Raw genomic sequence first — 13,571 nt, forward strand, 5'->3', positions numbered from 1 at the left:
TCTTGCGGCTGCCCTGTTCGGCGGCATTGCGTGCTTCACCGGCCAGTTGATTGGCGGTGTTGGCGTTTTCGGCGTTGGTGCCGGTCTGTGACGAGAGCTGGTTCAGGGACGCGGAGATCTCTTCGAGTGAGCTGGCCGATTCCGTCGCTCCTTGCGACAGGGCCTGACTGGAGTCGGCGACCTGACCGGAGCCCGAAGCGATCTGCTCACCGGCGACCTGGATCTGGCCTAAGATATCGTTGAGGTTCAGCACCATGGTCTGCAGGGCCAGACCCAGCTGGTCCTTTTCCGACGCCAGCTGCACCTCGACATTGAGGTTGCCGTCGGCGATCTGTTCAGCGACATCGGCGTTACGCGAGAGGTTTTCGGCCATGTCATCCAGGGATTTGGCCAGAATGCCGATTTCGTCACCGCGCTCCATGTTCAGGCGCATGCTGAAATCACCCTTGGCGATCTCCTGGGCGAGTTCAACTCCTTTTACGACCGGTATGCTGATACTGCGAGAGAGGAAAAATCCCAGTGTCAACGCCAAAACGACGCCGATTGCACTGCCACCAATAGAAAAGGATTCAGCCATAAATGTTGCCGCGTGGGCTTCTTCAATGGCATTTTGGGCAATCCCCTCATTGATATGAGTCAGCTCCCCCAGCACGTCCATGGCTTCTTCAGCTTCAGTATACATGGGTCCCATCACCATGGCTGTCATCTCATTGCGCATGCTATTGGCCTGTTCAGCCACCTTGATCATCTGATCAAAGGCGGCAAAGGACTTTTCGGCGGCCGGCTGCATCACATCAGAGAACAGACGCCGGGATTCAAGTCGGTTGACATCTTGAACGGCCTGGCGAATATCGATCACCGCATGGTGAAAGATGTCATGGTTAGCGCGAACATCAGTAAGGATCCGATTAAAATCTTGATTTTGCGTGGTATAACTGGCCAGCCAGCGACCAAAGTTGCAGTTAGTCGGGTTGTCTCCCCCGTCAAAGGGTTGTCCGTTTAAAATCAAACCGGCAACACTGAGTTGCAAATTATAATGATCGCCACGAAATTGTTGCAGCTTGGAGACCAGGTCTGCCGGGTCAAGAACATCCAGGGCTTCAAAACGCTGGTTGTGTTGGCGCCATTGCTCATCCAGACGACGCCAGTCCGCTAATTGCGCCTCAAAGGCGCTACTCAGGCGTTCTTCTTCAGCGGTCGCCGGTAACTCCATAAAACGGGCCCAGGTTTGATCAAGTTCCTGCCAGCTCTCATTGGTTTGGGCCAGATACTGTTGGCGTTGTTCCATACTGATGCGTTCCGTCATCATAGTACGATGAACCAGCATGATTCCTTCCATGACTAATTCGGTTTCCTTCAGACTTTCAATGCTCGGCAGACGGACATCGCCGACCTCAACCAGGTGGCCGTCCAGATCATTAACACCCCACCAACCGATTGCACCGACAACCAGCGTGATCAGGGCAACAATCAGAAATCCTCCAATCAGTTTGACGCCAATCTTCAGGTTTTTCATTTATCTCCTCCTTGTATTGTTAAGTGGCAGGTTGACGGTTAAACCGCTTCGATCGTTTCCAGTTCCTCATCTTCCAGCAGGGCTTCGATATCCAGCAGGATCTTGACCTGCTGGCCGATCTTGCCCATGCCGGCGATATAGTGTCTGCGAGAGCGACCGGTGGCAGGCGGGGGCTCAATCTCATTGGCTGGGATGGTGATGACTTCGCTGACCTTGTCGACCACCAGACCGACGGAATTATCGTTGACGTTGACCACGACGATACAGGTACGCTCATCATGATCGCGATGGGACAAACCGAAGCGGCGGCGCACCTCGATGATGGGAATCACCTTGCCGCGAAGGTTCAGTACCCCGATGACATGATCGGGCAGATCGGGTACCGCAGTGATCGGTTGAATCCCGATAATTTCGATCACGTGGCGGATTTCAATGCCGTAGCCTTCACTGGCCAGATCGAAGGTTAAGTACATTCCTTCCATGGAATCCTCATCCATCGTAAACAAGCGATCAGCGTTCGATTCTTCGACAGTGGTCATGCGAGCCTCCTTTCTCATGCGTTAAAAAAATGAACGATTTTTTTATAAACAGGTTGCTATAGATATAAATGCTACCAAAAATGTCTCATATCAGTCACTTAGAACCACAGCGACAGGATAAACAATAATCAACAAAACAAGGTTTTACAACAAAATAATTAAAATAATTAATCAAAACTATTTAATCCTTTTTTAGTAATCAAAAAGAAGGTCGGAATCAGCACACAAATTTGGACGAACGACGCTCGAATAGGGAGGTATTCAGGTTTGTCTTATCAATCATCCAGTATTTTTTGGAGGTGAGAAATTGGTCTGGGTTGGTAATTACTGGAGATCCTGCATTAACAGAATGCTCCGTCTGGATTGCGGAGCGGGGGTTTTAGAGTTTATGAAGCGGTGACTTTTCGAACAGGCTACTTTAACGACCAAGATTACCGGCGATAGGAGATCCTAGGTGTTGAGTTCGACCACATCTTGGACAAAAAAACTTGTCAGCACTCTTCGGTTTGGAAGTATGACAAATTGCACAGTTAAGTATCTGTGATAATATAGCGAATGTAAGTTGGATAATATGAAAAGAAAGGAGACTATACAAATGGGAACTCATTGGATTGATGAAGGATGTATCAATTGTGGGGCCTGCGCTGGTGTCTGCCCGGTGGATGCAATTAGCGAACAGGGGGATGTTCATGTGATCGATAAGGAGATCTGTACTGATTGCGGCTCCTGTGATAGCGTCTGCCCGGTAGATGTGATTAAGTGGGAAACGACCGCATAATTATATCTCTTGATGCCTCCCTGGGCTCGACGTTCGGGGAGCTATGCAGAGAAAGTATGAGGACAGTGAATGGATATTGAAAAGGTACAATTCGGACAGGGCAGCGTTTACGCCAACCCGAGTGATGTTTTTGAAGATTCTTCGCTGACCCGGGAGCAAAAAATCAAAGTTTTGCGGCGCTGGGAATATGACGCTCGCGAGTTGGCGGTTGCGGAGGAAGAGAATATGACCGGTGGGCCACCCAACATGCTAAGCGAAATTCTACATGCATTACATCGCCTCGATGCAGATATAGATTGTGAAAAATCCGCTCCAAACAAACAGGGTGGTGAATAGCGGTTTCAACGTTTCGGCAGTTCAGTAAATCATATTTCTGTAACTTCTGATCTAGGAAAAAATCTGGTTCTGTCAATTTACTAAAGACCCTGCATTACCAGAAAATCTCGCTCGGCTAACCGGGCGGGATTTTCATGTTTTAAAGGTGGTGCATCATAGGAAACGCCCACGATTTGATATCAGTGAGCGTTTCGTGCTCTGTGGATGCTGCATTACCAGAAAATCCCCCGCTTGCATCACCGCGCGAGGGATTATGGTCGTGAGTTATTAAGCCCACTACTAGTCAGACTGAAGCTCTACAATGAAGGAGTCTGCCTGGGAAATGGCCCTTTCCATGTCTCGGATCAATGTGTCGACATTCGCTTGTACGTTGGTCATTTCGCTGCTCAATCCGGCAATGGCCTTGGCATTCAAATTGTGTTTCATGAACAGGACTTGATCACGCAGTGGGATCAGGGCCGGCTCTAACCGAGCTTCGGCTTTTTTCATGGCGGCCATAAGCTCAGAATATTTCTTCCGAGTCAGGTCATATTTACGCTGGCTCGATTGACGCAGTGAATCGCTACTGTACTGTTTGATCTCCGCACGCCATTCGTTGAATAACGCCTCTGAAACATCCTCGACCGCGTCAATGTGTTCACTAACCTCGTCAGCCTTGGCCTCACTTTTTTGAAGAGTTGTATTGAGCCGGTTGTATTCACGTTCCAGATTGCCACCCTGAAAGTTAACGACATTTCTGAATTGCTCCATGGTAGTCAGAAATTGCTTTTTGGCTTCACCCTGACTGTCGCGAGCGGATTTAACACGATCCACCATAATATCGCGCTTGTGAATCCCAACCTTCTCCATGGCTCCGTAATACACGCTACTACAACCGAGGAGGGTCACGACTACGAGACAAATAATGGGCCATCGACAGTTCATAACGTTCTCCTTCCCTGTCGTGGAAATCGCTAATATAGTCACACAAGTCGGCGAGGCAGTCAGCCTGAAGATCCTGGCACACCGAGAGTTATTTGGCTATGTATTGACTCACATGACTGCTGCTCAGTTCTCTCAGCAAGTTGTCCGATCGAATTTGCCTGCCTTCAGATCAGCTTTTAAGGCAAACTTTTCCAAGCTGATCATGTGAAGATTGCCTTCTATCTGGCCGGCTCGACTTCCGAAGTGCAGTGGGGACAACGAATGGCTTTGATCGGAATGCTTGTAAAGCAGTATGGGCATTCCTTTTCAGTTGGCTCCACCGCCGGCGCTTCTCCTTCTCGTTTTAGTTTATTTAAGGATTTGATCAACATAAAGACTGCGAAAGCAACGATGATAAAGCTGATGACTGAATTGATGAAAACGCCGTAATTGATGGTGACTGCTCCAGCCGCTTGAGCTTCTGCTAAAGCAACATAAGGGCTTGGCGTTGAGCCTTCTTTTAAGACAAGGAATAATTCGGAGAAATCGACCCCACCAAGGAGCAGACCAATTGGAGGCATAATAACATCACTGACAAGGCTTTTGACGATCGTGCCAAAGGCTCCACCAATAATGATACCTACCGCCATGTCAACAACGTTGCCACGCATGGCAAATTCTTTAAATTCTTTGAACATAAAGCCTCCAAGTCGTTAAAAGATCGATTGATCCATATCCTCACTGCTGTGAGTGTTTGGAAACTCATTCAAAAAACTTTTTACGCAGTTATATCGTCAATCGTAGCTTCTGGTGAATTCTTCATTACTGAAGCAATGCCGTTCTCCATAGCCGACTTAGAGGAGTAGTATTCGCTCCGCCCGACTTCCTGGCCGTTGGTCGCTTTCAGAATAAAATACGGTTCGCCCTTGGCGTTGGTCCTGGTCTCAAAAGCGCCTTCGCGGACTGAATTCTTGCGCACCGATTCGATGCCGTTCTCTGCACTGGCCTTTGTCTTGTAAAGCTCACTGGTTAAAATCACCTGACCGTTGGTAGCTTTCAGGTTGAACATGAACTGCCCGTCCTTACTTTTTTTCAATTCAAATTTGCTTGCCATGGTGAACTCCATTTTAAAAATGTTATCCTGCGACTAACCAGTACCTACACATAAGAATTCTCTGTGACTATTAAGGTAGGTCGACACAATTGCAAGTATACCTGCTTATGCTAGTTCGGGTGGGCGAAAAACAGCACCATTAAAAAAATAGTGGCACGCTAATTATTGGTCGGGTTTTCTATCAACATTCAAAAGAGTGGATAGGAGGAATTCCCTGACAAGATTGCTCAGTAAGTAATTTCTTAATAGTTGCTCCACCGAATGCACAGAATTGAAATCCTCTGTTCGATCAATGTTACATATACCACGCATCACAAGAAATGCCGGAGCTGACGCAGGGCTCTTGCGAGATGCTGGCAAAGTAGTAGGTGAACTCCTCTGAGAGCGTCAAATTGAAGCGCCTCTTTCGAGCCATCGGAGGAGGAATTTTCTTTTGGGGTTGATTGGGATTTGAATCTTTCAGGAGCGATTGGCAATTTCAGTTGCAGGGGTTTTAGGAGGGACACTGAGCGCCCCACAATGGCCCTTCTGCCAAAGCTATTATTACAATTATCGTTATAATTCAATATGATGTTGGCTTTACAAACATAAAATACGAGGTAATATTGTAGCACGGATGATTCCTCATTGACTTACCTTTAAATGTTGCGTCTGGCTTGTAATTTCATTAACGGACCAGGGAAGGATTTTCTTCACAAAGGAGGTCAACAAATGAAACCGACAAGAATTTTGATCCTTTCGATCTATTGTGTTTTTCTTTTGGCCTCTGTTGTCACTGCGACACCTGTGACGCTTTCCGGTTCTGGCTCGTCTAGTGTAAGCCTCTCAAATTTTACGTGGGGGACAACACTCGATGTACCCATAATTGGCGATGTAACGGTTGGGCAATGGTCTTCTCTATCAGCAACATTAAACCCCGCCCTGGCAACCCAATCATTTACAATTGATGAGGGAGAGTATAAAGAAATAGAGTTTTTTACCCTAAAATCTGACGGTGTAGGTTATGGCACCTATGATATTTATGCAAATCTTGCTTTTGATAACCAAAGTATTACAAGTGGAGTAAACGGTGAGGGTAGCTGGGGGGCCGTCAATTGGAATATTCCGTATTGGTATAACGTTATTACCGGAGAAACATCCTATTTTTCTGGTGGCATCACTGGAGGCAATCTAGATTGGGATAGCAACTCAATTGACTATTTGTTGCCGGAATCGTGGGTTTTAAATTATTACACAAATACGTTTTTAACTGGTTTATGGAACCCCTTTGACTTGAGTGATAATTATCAACTGATAGACAATAACATGATAGGTATCTTCTTTGAGAGTGGCTTAGATATGGGTCTTTCTGACACTCTTACGGTTCATGCTTATATCCTTAACTTTGGTGAAATCCCTCCGGAACCTGCCCCCGTCCCGGAGCCCGGCACCCTGCTCCTTTTTGGCAGTGGCCTCGTCGGGCTTGCCCTCTACAGACACAGGACGAACAAAAAGTAAAGCCTTGCGATCACTGTTAAATATTTCGACAAGCGAGGCGGGGTCAACAATGGCTCCGCTTTTTTTTTATAGATATTACTGCATTGATTTGGTGAATTTTTTTGGTAAATCTGTCAACATCCTATAAAACCTGCATTACCAGAATATCCACACCCGGATCGCCAATCGAGGTTACGATATTTAAGATGCCGTGACTTTTATAAAAACCGCAGCAACTACTCTATTCATAATGCGTCCACATTCGCAGCACCTTCACGTCTCTTGTGTCTTCCAGAACCTGATAGACAAGTCGATGCTGAATGTTGATTCGACGAGAATATGCTCCGGCCAAATCGCCAACGAGCTTTTCATACGGGGGCGGGGTCTGATATGGATTCTCCGCTAGGATACTAAGCAGCTTTTCTGCTTTCGGCTTCAGTCCTGAAGCCGATAATTTCTTCCCATCCTTTTGGGCCTGCTTGGTAAAAACGATCCGCCAACTCACCAGTCAAGTTCCTCGTCGCACTCATCGACAGGGGTTTTCATCCCCTCAACGATTGATTCCTTCATTCCCGGCACAGAATGGAGATATAGCGTCTCCTGGACAGCCCGCCAATCGTCTTCAGCGATCAGGACCGCATTGCCGCGCTTGCCGGTAATTTGTACAGGCTCATGCGATTCGGAAACTTCATCGAGAAGTTTATAGAGGCTTTTCCTTGCTTCAGTTGCCGTTATAGTAGTCATTTTCGTTCTCCTCTCTAGGTACGCTAAAGCGTACGCCAGCTAGGGTTGATAGTCAACTAAAACAGAACTCAAAAACCATTGGTGTTCAGCGCCAACAAAAGAACCACGTTTCTCATAAATCATTTTAGATTGAATGGATGGTGTAAATTTTGTCTGGGTGGGGACTTCCCACAAACCCTGCATTATCAGAAATCCCCGCCCGGATCGCCAAGTGGGGATTTTCGGCATTACTGCTCCAGTAATTTTCTGGCTAGGCTATGCATCTCAGAGTTGGCGAGTGCTACCACCTTCTTTTTTACGGTTCGTGAGTAATATTCCTGCTCGGTTTTGGTCAGCGGATCACCTTCCAGCTTCTTTCTAAATAGCTCCTTCTGCTTAGGGGAGAAAACTTGTGACAGAGCGTACTCCAAAGAGAATTCGTCATAGCGGTCCTTACGCCTACGGTCTTTTTCAGCTTTCTGCTCAAAATAAAGCTCAAAAAGACCCCTGACGCGCTCTGGATCGACCTCGTCATTTGACCATTCCGGTGCGTGGCCGTTGGCAAAGGCTTTCTGCCAGGATTTAACACGGTTCTTGTCGTCGTTGGAAAACGTTTTTGTTAGCTTGGTCAGCCACGAAAAAGACAAGTGGTAATAGGCGTAGACTGCCGACGAGAGTAAGAGGAGGCGGTGATAACGTTTTTTAAGCACCTCTGAGGAGAGTTGCTGTTCAACCTTGTCTGTCGAAAACTGATAACTTTCTCCTGCGCTAGCCAAAAGAACGGGAAACCCCTCCCAAAGCCGGGAGTCGTTGCTCTCGACTACCTTGGCCAGAGTTTCGTTCACCTCAAGTTCTTCACTCGGCTCAAACATTGAGAATCCGAGTTTGGATAGGCTTTTGAGGAGTTTTTCGTCAGTCATTTTGTGTGCCCTCCTGCAGTAATTCCAGGAAGATGTTTATGTTTGGTTTTAATCGAAGTTCCGCAATATCGCAACTGACCATTTCATGAAAGTGGGCTGCAAGCCTTTCAAGATCCAGCTCGTCCTTATGAAATTTTGCCAGCGCCACGCAATCTTCATAGTCTACCCTGGTGCCGCGCATCAGTTTGCTGGATATCAAGTCATAATCATTCAGGATGCCAATATAGAGGTTCGAGAATTCAACAAGTCGTTTGTTTCGTCCAGCCTCCAAGGGCGACTCCAGTAATCCAGTTGTGTGAATGTTGTTGCCCCGAAACAGGTCATAATGAAAAGCTTCACCTTTGCGTTGCCAACCGGGACCAGTGGTTGGCGTGTAGCTCATTGCTGGTAATTGCTTTATCAGGTAGTTGTATTCCCTAACGTCAGGCACCATGAAATCGACATCTTTTGTTGATGCTTTAACGCCTAGTAGAGTCATGGCCGTGCCACCACAAGCGATCAATTGAACTTTCCGCCGCAACACTCTATTCCACGCCCTCAGATTGTTGAGGAGTTCGTCTTTGTCGAGTCTGTATTCATTTTGTACCATTAAGCACATATCCTTGTATTTATATCTACAATTAATTGTATGAAATTATACAATCTAATTAATTTTGTCAAGTCAGAGAAGTTGAAACTTTTTTCAAAAAACCGAGGCAATGCATCTCAGTAAATAAATCCATCATCAATAAACTGCGCTACCAAATCCGGCGTCTAGTTGCCATCCCTCACCGGTTTTATAGCAACAATCCCGGCACTCCCAGCCAGCCACCTAATTCCGGATAAACTTATGACTCCCTCAGAGTTGCCATGTCGGCAAGAAAGGAGATGGTCATGAACAAAGGGATGCGTGTTGGTTATGCAAGGGTCAGTACAGCTGGACAGAAACTGGATCTTCAACTTGAACGCCTTGCGGATTGTGATCGGGTATTTCATGAAAAGGTTTCGGGAAAACCAACCAGGAACCGTCCAGAATTACAGAACGCTTTGGGCTTTGTTCGCGATGGTGATGTCTTCGTAGTCACTAAACTGGATCGGCTCGCCCGATCCGTTGTGGACCTCGCCAATATCGTTCAAAAGTTTGAGATCAAAAATGTCGATCTGGTGGTGCTGGACCAGGGGATTGACACGACGTCGATTTATGGCCGGCTGCAATTTAATATTCTTGCCGCCATCGGAGAATTTGAAAGAGGAATTATTCGAGAGCGTTCTTACGAGGGTAGAATGCGTGCCCTCGCCAGGGGTGTGAAAGTTGGAGCTCGGCCAAAACTCACTGTGAACGAAATATCCCAATTGATAAACGACTACGAAGCCCCTGGTTGCAGCAAGACGGAGATCGCTGACCACTACGGGATAAGCCGATCATCCGTTTACCGCATCTATTCTGAAAACTGCCAGCAGATGTCCTGAAATAGGTGCAATGCAGGAATGCCCCTTCCAGCACTCCGGGCGGGGTATTCGTGTTCAAGAAGTAGTGACTTTTCGGACAGGCTTTTTCAACGGACCGCATAACCTGCTGGTAATGGAGCGTAGCGGAATTGCCAGTCCGAGTTCATGTATTTGTTGGAAGGTCATCTCTGTATGAGCTTTTTCCCCAGACAATTTGCCTTTGCCGTCAAGGATGACGAAATCTCTTTTGACTTCTTGGTTCCTGGTTTCGTTATTGTACCCACTACCTTGTACCCCCCATAGCGTAGAACCTCTCTGACCGCTCGGATGGCTCCTCTGCTTTCAGGAAAAATGAAATTGAAGGGCCATGGTGTCGTGCATGCCGTCACGACCACAGCACGCTTCCCTTTTTGTCTTGGAACTGGTATGGCCTTGGGACTTTCTCCCATAAATACTGGAACATTGCGGTCAAAAAGGAGTTTCAACGGTGCGCACATGTTCCCCCAGTGTGTCGGCGTACCGATGACCAGGGCTTCGGCGTCCTGAATTTTTTTCCCGCAATGTGCGCATCATCTTCAGGCAAAATGCATGTTTCTTTATCCCGGCAGGTCATGCAGGCTTTGCAATATTGCATGTTGAGTTTGCATACATCAATCCACTCGATTTCATGATCGGCTAAAAGTGGTTCCGTTACAGACTTAAGGAGTGTAACAACCGTTCCCCTTTGTCGATGGCTTCCGTTGAGTACCAGTATTTTCATCTTCTATTCTTCCTTCCAACACCAACAGCACGGCCGGTGATCGTTAGGAGTAGTCGGTGGTTCCGCCATTACGTCAGGTCTTGATAGGGGTTGTAGGCCACTTCCCAGTAATGACCTTCTGGATCTTGAAAGTAACCGGAGTAACCACCCCAGAAAACCTCCACCGCCGGTTTGATAATTTGTGCGCCTGCTGATACTGCTTGACTAAGGACAGTATCAACTTCTGGTTTGCTTGCAACATTGTGGGCCAGTGTAATGCCGGAGAAGCCAACATGAGCGGGAACGGCTAACCCGATGTCCTTAGCCAACTCCTCCCGAGGGTATAGCGCTAACCAGGTTCCTTCCAGACTGAAAAAGGATATGTTGCCGCCTTCAAAGTCGTGCTGTGGCAGACCGAGACCTTCGGAATAGAAACGAGTGGCCCTCTCCAGATCATCCACACCAAGCGTGATAATGCTAATCTTAGGTTTCAAGATTCTCTTCCTAACAAGCCTGCCCATAAGACACGCCAACAATTTGGTATCCGTGGGGGTGTCAAGTTCTGTGGGTAGCGAGTTATCGGACAGTTTAAATGGTTGTCCATCTGCGACAAATACTGAAGACCAAAAACTAGAACCGCGACCCCGGCTGCGTCAGAAATTCTAACTCCTCTGACGTGGAAGTACGTCCAAGGATCTCATTTCTGTGCGGATAACGACCAAAGCGGTCAATGATTGCTTTATGCAGCAGCTCGAATTTGTAGCTTTCTGATGGAGCAAAATCTTTATAAAGCGCTTCTGCTACGACGTGTATCTGTCTTGATTCGCTGTGCATGTACGGCAAGAGAAGGAATCCACATTGAGTCGGTGTGAGTGATATCAGCGCCCCGGAAGCAACTGCCTCTTGAGCTAGAACAAGTGCTATTGGGTCTTGGGCAAATGCCTGAGGTGTGTTGCGATACACGTTTCGGGAAAACTGATCCAGCACAATGATTTCTGCAAGACGCCCCTCCGCCGTAGCCCGCCATGAGTACAACTCTCCGGCAGCGGCTTGCTGCATCATGGGAAGAAAACGGTGCCGAACCTGATCGTCGAAGTCCTTGTCCGTAGCGAACCAAAGTCTGGCATCGATTTCTTGAAACCAGAATGTCAGAATTTCCGTGTGCATTTTATTAATATTGAACCTTCAAGTATCAGAAAGGGTAACGTTTTTGAAAATCTACAGCGACGCGAAGTTATTGTCACGACAGCAATTTCAGATTTGATAGCTTATTCGGTAGCTATCGATATTTTCCGACAATCTCTGAATTTAAAAACGATGGTTGTCCTCTTCTGCGTTCACCGCAATAACCAGTCGACCATATTCAGCTACTTATCAGTCGACGAAAAGCAGCATATTCTTGAAAACCGACTAAGGCACGGCTTTCGTAGTGATGGGTCGGCACGGAGCTGACACCGAGGCTGCGGGAGCGCTGCCAGTCGGCATCGACTGCGTCGGCAAACATCTGCTCATTCAGCACCTGTTGAGCCTCCGTTACCGAGAGTCCAAGTTCGGCGACAATGGCAGCCAGCTCAGTAGGTTTTGCGATATTACGTCCCTCAGCGAAATAAGCCTGGTAGATCGCCGCACGAAAAGCATCTCCCTGCCCTTGCTGCTCAGCCCATTTGCCCAGTTCTTGAGCACGGCGGCTATTGTAGGTATGGGTTCGGGCACAGAAGGGCAATTCCAGCGAATCCGCGACTTGCTTCAGGCGGTTCAGCATGCTCGGCACATCAATCCGACCTGCGAATAGCTGTTCAAGAGACTGCCCCTGCTCAGGCGTTTCCGGATGCAGGGGGAAAACGGTCCAACGAAGTTCCAGGTCAAATTCCTGCCGCAATTGTTCGGTGCGCACGGCACCGAAGTAGCACCAGGGTCAGATATAGTCGTAAAAAACTTCCAGAGTTGCCATCGTTATCTCCTGAGCCCCCCACTCTGATGAACTTTACGGGCGAGTTCTTCCAGTGTGACCGTAACCCTGAGCGGGCAAATGATTCCGCGGCGTTTGGCACTTCCGGCAAAGGGCAGGCCATTCAGGGTCGGCTCCGGTTTGCATTTGCCGCTGTGGAGCCCCTCACCCACCAGAATCCACATTGCCTCAGCACTGAAACTGGTAACCACTACGTCGAGTAGTGCCCGGTCTCGGTCTCGAGTTTTACTTTATCAGAGTTCTGCATCCAGAAACTCCTTAAGATTGCAAACTGAATCCAGGCTGAACCGGGCCATTGCCAATGGCGAACTGAGTCATACCCTTATTTTGGTCGATGAGAACGGAAAAATTGTCTGTATCAAAAGACTATGGTGCGCCTGTCTACCCGTACCGCACGATGTACCTGGAAATCCCGGGGGTTTTTCGCTATGTCCGTCAGCATATGAATTTACAGGCTTTAAATACTAGGCGGCTTGTCACCGTGTCAAACAGAGCCAGATCGTACTTCTGACCATCATCGACCGGCAAAACATCTACGGATACCAGCTCGTGGACGTTTTTAAACAAGCAGGGTGTCGATAAAGCTTGCCGTAAAAATAGGATTATCTGACCTAAAGCAGATGATGGCCCTTTCAGAGTTGCCAGTATGTGCTAACGCAACCCGCATAGAGTCAGCAGTCTACCAGTGATTCTATTGAGAGGATGGCTCCTTTCAATATTAGAAAAGATCGGTGCCTTACGTAAGCCAATAGCTTTCAGTTCTTGAATGATTTCTGAATTTCTCCCATGCTTTAGACCCGCTCGAAAAATTTTAATAGCTTGAGTTTTCTGATCAGACAATAACAACAGGCGCCCAAGAATCAGATAATGTTTCGGGGAATATGGATCCTGCTGGATGGTATTGCGACATAAAGCAATGGCATCACGAATGCGGCCCTGGCCTTTAGCCATGCAATAGGCGCGATAAGAGATAATAATCGGAACATCAGCGAACTCCGGGGCCTGGTCAATATACATCAGCGCCAAGTCATAAGCCCCAGAGCCCATCGCTGCATTGATTTGATACAAAACTGCGTCAAATGTTGTTTCATCTATGTTCATAATATAGCAAATGCCCCCTGTTTTTTAAG

17 protein-coding genes and 2 pseudogenes are annotated in these 13,571 nt (G+C 47.5%); 4 read left to right on the forward strand and 15 right to left on the reverse strand.

All coding sequences use genetic code 11. The features are described from left to right. Positions 1-1,516 (reverse strand): methyl-accepting chemotaxis protein (locus AC1931_RS14930; protein ID WP_483878080.1); only part of this gene is annotated, 1,516 nt, incomplete at its 3' end. A gap of 38 nt (positions 1,517-1,554) precedes the next feature. Beyond that, positions 1,555-2,055 (reverse strand): chemotaxis protein CheW, encoded by a 501-nt coding sequence (locus AC1931_RS14935; protein ID WP_483878081.1) that lies wholly within the window; start codon positions 2,053-2,055, stop codon positions 1,555-1,557. A gap of 595 nt (positions 2,056-2,650) precedes the next feature. Here AC1931_RS14935 and AC1931_RS14940 point away from each other — a divergent pair. Together AC1931_RS14940 and AC1931_RS14945 are read left to right on the forward strand one after the other, a co-directional pair. Continuing rightward, positions 2,651-2,833 carry a DUF362 domain-containing protein gene (locus tag AC1931_RS14940; RefSeq protein ID WP_483878082.1) on the forward strand — a complete coding sequence of 61 codons (183 nt, stop codon included), beginning with the start codon at positions 2,651-2,653 and terminating at the stop codon, positions 2,831-2,833. Positions 2,834-2,902: 69 nt separating this feature from the next. Further along, a complete protein-coding gene (locus AC1931_RS14945) occupies positions 2,903-3,169 on the forward strand; it encodes a hypothetical protein (protein ID WP_483878083.1) in 267 nt (88 codons plus the stop codon). Between the two features lie 279 nt (positions 3,170-3,448). Here the strand turns inward: AC1931_RS14945 and AC1931_RS14950 are convergent, their stop codons facing one another. The 3 genes from AC1931_RS14950 to AC1931_RS14960 all read right to left on the reverse strand — a co-directional run bounded on the left by AC1931_RS14950 (position 3,449) and on the right by AC1931_RS14960 (position 5,186). Next, entirely contained in the window at positions 3,449-4,093 is a 645-nt protein-coding gene (locus AC1931_RS14950; RefSeq protein ID WP_483878084.1) for a DUF2959 domain-containing protein, read from the reverse strand. A gap of 218 nt (positions 4,094-4,311) precedes the next feature. Then, on the reverse strand, positions 4,312-4,770 hold the full coding sequence (gene mscL, locus AC1931_RS14955) for a large-conductance mechanosensitive channel protein MscL (RefSeq protein WP_483878085.1): 459 nt from the start codon (positions 4,768-4,770) through the stop codon (positions 4,312-4,314). A gap of 80 nt (positions 4,771-4,850) precedes the next feature. After that, complete coding sequence (locus AC1931_RS14960; protein ID WP_483878086.1) at positions 4,851-5,186, reverse strand: YegP family protein; 336 nt, start codon at positions 5,184-5,186, stop codon at positions 4,851-4,853. Between the two features lie 711 nt (positions 5,187-5,897). On the opposite strand from AC1931_RS14960, the gene AC1931_RS14965 reads away from it, so the two are divergent. After that, a complete protein-coding gene (locus tag AC1931_RS14965; protein ID WP_483878087.1) occupies positions 5,898-6,683 on the forward strand; it encodes a PEP-CTERM sorting domain-containing protein in 786 nt (261 codons plus the stop codon). Between the two features lie 220 nt (positions 6,684-6,903). Here the strand turns inward: AC1931_RS14965 and AC1931_RS14970 are convergent, their stop codons facing one another. The 4 genes from AC1931_RS14970 to AC1931_RS14985 all read right to left on the reverse strand — a co-directional run bounded on the left by AC1931_RS14970 (position 6,904) and on the right by AC1931_RS14985 (position 8,894). Continuing rightward, positions 6,904-7,167, reverse strand: coding sequence for a Txe/YoeB family addiction module toxin (locus AC1931_RS14970; RefSeq protein ID WP_483878088.1), 264 nt, complete (start codon positions 7,165-7,167; stop codon positions 6,904-6,906). Beyond that, positions 7,164-7,406 (reverse strand): type II toxin-antitoxin system Phd/YefM family antitoxin, encoded by a 243-nt coding sequence (locus tag AC1931_RS14975; RefSeq protein WP_483878089.1) that lies wholly within the window; start codon positions 7,404-7,406, stop codon positions 7,164-7,166. Before AC1931_RS14975 ends, AC1931_RS14970 begins: the two co-directional genes overlap by 4 nt. A gap of 227 nt (positions 7,407-7,633) precedes the next feature. Further along, positions 7,634-8,305: a hypothetical protein gene (locus AC1931_RS14980; protein WP_483878090.1), complete on the reverse strand. Its 672-nt coding sequence runs from the start codon at positions 8,303-8,305 to the stop codon at positions 7,634-7,636. Then, positions 8,298-8,894, reverse strand: a complete 597-nt coding sequence (locus tag AC1931_RS14985; protein ID WP_483878091.1) for a DUF6036 family nucleotidyltransferase — start codon at positions 8,892-8,894, stop codon at positions 8,298-8,300. The genes AC1931_RS14980 and AC1931_RS14985 overlap by 8 nt, the downstream gene beginning before the upstream one ends. Positions 8,895-9,178: 284 nt before the next feature. Here AC1931_RS14985 and AC1931_RS14990 point away from each other — a divergent pair, with 284 nt between their 5' ends. Beyond that, positions 9,179-9,754 (forward strand): recombinase family protein, encoded by a 576-nt coding sequence (locus AC1931_RS14990; protein WP_483878092.1) that lies wholly within the window; start codon positions 9,179-9,181, stop codon positions 9,752-9,754. Between the two features lie 161 nt (positions 9,755-9,915). Here AC1931_RS14990 and AC1931_RS14995 read toward each other — a convergent pair. From AC1931_RS14995 to AC1931_RS15020, 6 genes and pseudogenes are all read right to left on the reverse strand, one after another. Then, positions 9,916-10,284: pseudogene (locus tag AC1931_RS14995) on the reverse strand (flavodoxin family protein); the annotation flags it as partial. Further along, positions 10,215-10,493 carry an NAD(P)H-dependent oxidoreductase gene (locus AC1931_RS15000; RefSeq protein WP_483878093.1) on the reverse strand — a complete coding sequence of 93 codons (279 nt, stop codon included), beginning with the start codon at positions 10,491-10,493 and terminating at the stop codon, positions 10,215-10,217. The pseudogene AC1931_RS14995 and the gene AC1931_RS15000, both read right to left, overlap by 70 nt. Before the next feature lie 68 nt (positions 10,494-10,561). After that, the gene (locus tag AC1931_RS15005; protein ID WP_483878094.1) at positions 10,562-10,966 is read right to left on the reverse strand and encodes a VOC family protein; all 405 of its coding nucleotides are present in this window, start codon (positions 10,964-10,966) and stop codon (positions 10,562-10,564) included. A 136-nt stretch (positions 10,967-11,102) separates the two neighbouring features. Further along, the gene (locus AC1931_RS15010) at positions 11,103-11,639 is read right to left on the reverse strand and encodes a DUF924 family protein (protein ID WP_483878095.1); all 537 of its coding nucleotides are present in this window, start codon (positions 11,637-11,639) and stop codon (positions 11,103-11,105) included. 196 nt (positions 11,640-11,835) lie between these two features. Then, positions 11,836-12,375, reverse strand: a pseudogene (locus AC1931_RS15015) (DsbA family oxidoreductase); the annotation flags it as partial. A 717-nt stretch (positions 12,376-13,092) separates the two neighbouring features. Next, positions 13,093-13,542: a tetratricopeptide repeat protein gene (locus AC1931_RS15020; protein WP_483878096.1), complete on the reverse strand. Its 450-nt coding sequence runs from the start codon at positions 13,540-13,542 to the stop codon at positions 13,093-13,095. Between the last annotated feature and the right edge of the window lie 29 nt (positions 13,543-13,571).

The organism is Pelovirga sp. C15f (assembly GCF_057178085.1).

Bases quoted from the DNA above. Each gene is read 5' to 3' on its own strand.
- AC1931_RS14935 (WP_483878081.1), bottom strand. From the start codon at position 2,055: ATGACCACTGTCGAAGAATCGAACGCTGATCGCTTGTTTACGATGGAT.
- AC1931_RS14940 (WP_483878082.1), top strand. From the start codon at position 2,651: ATGGGAACTCATTGGATTGATGAAGGATGTATCAATTGTGGGGCCTGC.
- AC1931_RS14945 (WP_483878083.1), top strand. From the start codon at position 2,903: ATGGATATTGAAAAGGTACAATTCGGACAGGGCAGCGTTTACGCCAAC.
- AC1931_RS14950 (WP_483878084.1), bottom strand. From the start codon at position 4,093: ATGAACTGTCGATGGCCCATTATTTGTCTCGTAGTCGTGACCCTCCTC.
- mscL (WP_483878085.1), bottom strand. From the start codon at position 4,770: ATGTTCAAAGAATTTAAAGAATTTGCCATGCGTGGCAACGTTGTTGAC.
- AC1931_RS14960 (WP_483878086.1), bottom strand. From the start codon at position 5,186: ATGGCAAGCAAATTTGAATTGAAAAAAAGTAAGGACGGGCAGTTCATG.
- AC1931_RS14965 (WP_483878087.1), top strand. From the start codon at position 5,898: ATGAAACCGACAAGAATTTTGATCCTTTCGATCTATTGTGTTTTTCTT.
- AC1931_RS14975 (WP_483878089.1), bottom strand. From the start codon at position 7,406: ATGACTACTATAACGGCAACTGAAGCAAGGAAAAGCCTCTATAAACTT.
- AC1931_RS14980 (WP_483878090.1), bottom strand. From the start codon at position 8,305: ATGACTGACGAAAAACTCCTCAAAAGCCTATCCAAACTCGGATTCTCA.
- AC1931_RS14985 (WP_483878091.1), bottom strand. From the start codon at position 8,894: ATGGTACAAAATGAATACAGACTCGACAAAGACGAACTCCTCAACAAT.
- AC1931_RS14990 (WP_483878092.1), top strand. From the start codon at position 9,179: ATGAACAAAGGGATGCGTGTTGGTTATGCAAGGGTCAGTACAGCTGGA.
- AC1931_RS15000 (WP_483878093.1), bottom strand. From the start codon at position 10,493: ATGAAAATACTGGTACTCAACGGAAGCCATCGACAAAGGGGAACGGTT.
- AC1931_RS15010 (WP_483878095.1), bottom strand. From the start codon at position 11,639: ATGCACACGGAAATTCTGACATTCTGGTTTCAAGAAATCGATGCCAGA.
- AC1931_RS15020 (WP_483878096.1), bottom strand. From the start codon at position 13,542: ATGAACATAGATGAAACAACATTTGACGCAGTTTTGTATCAAATCAAT.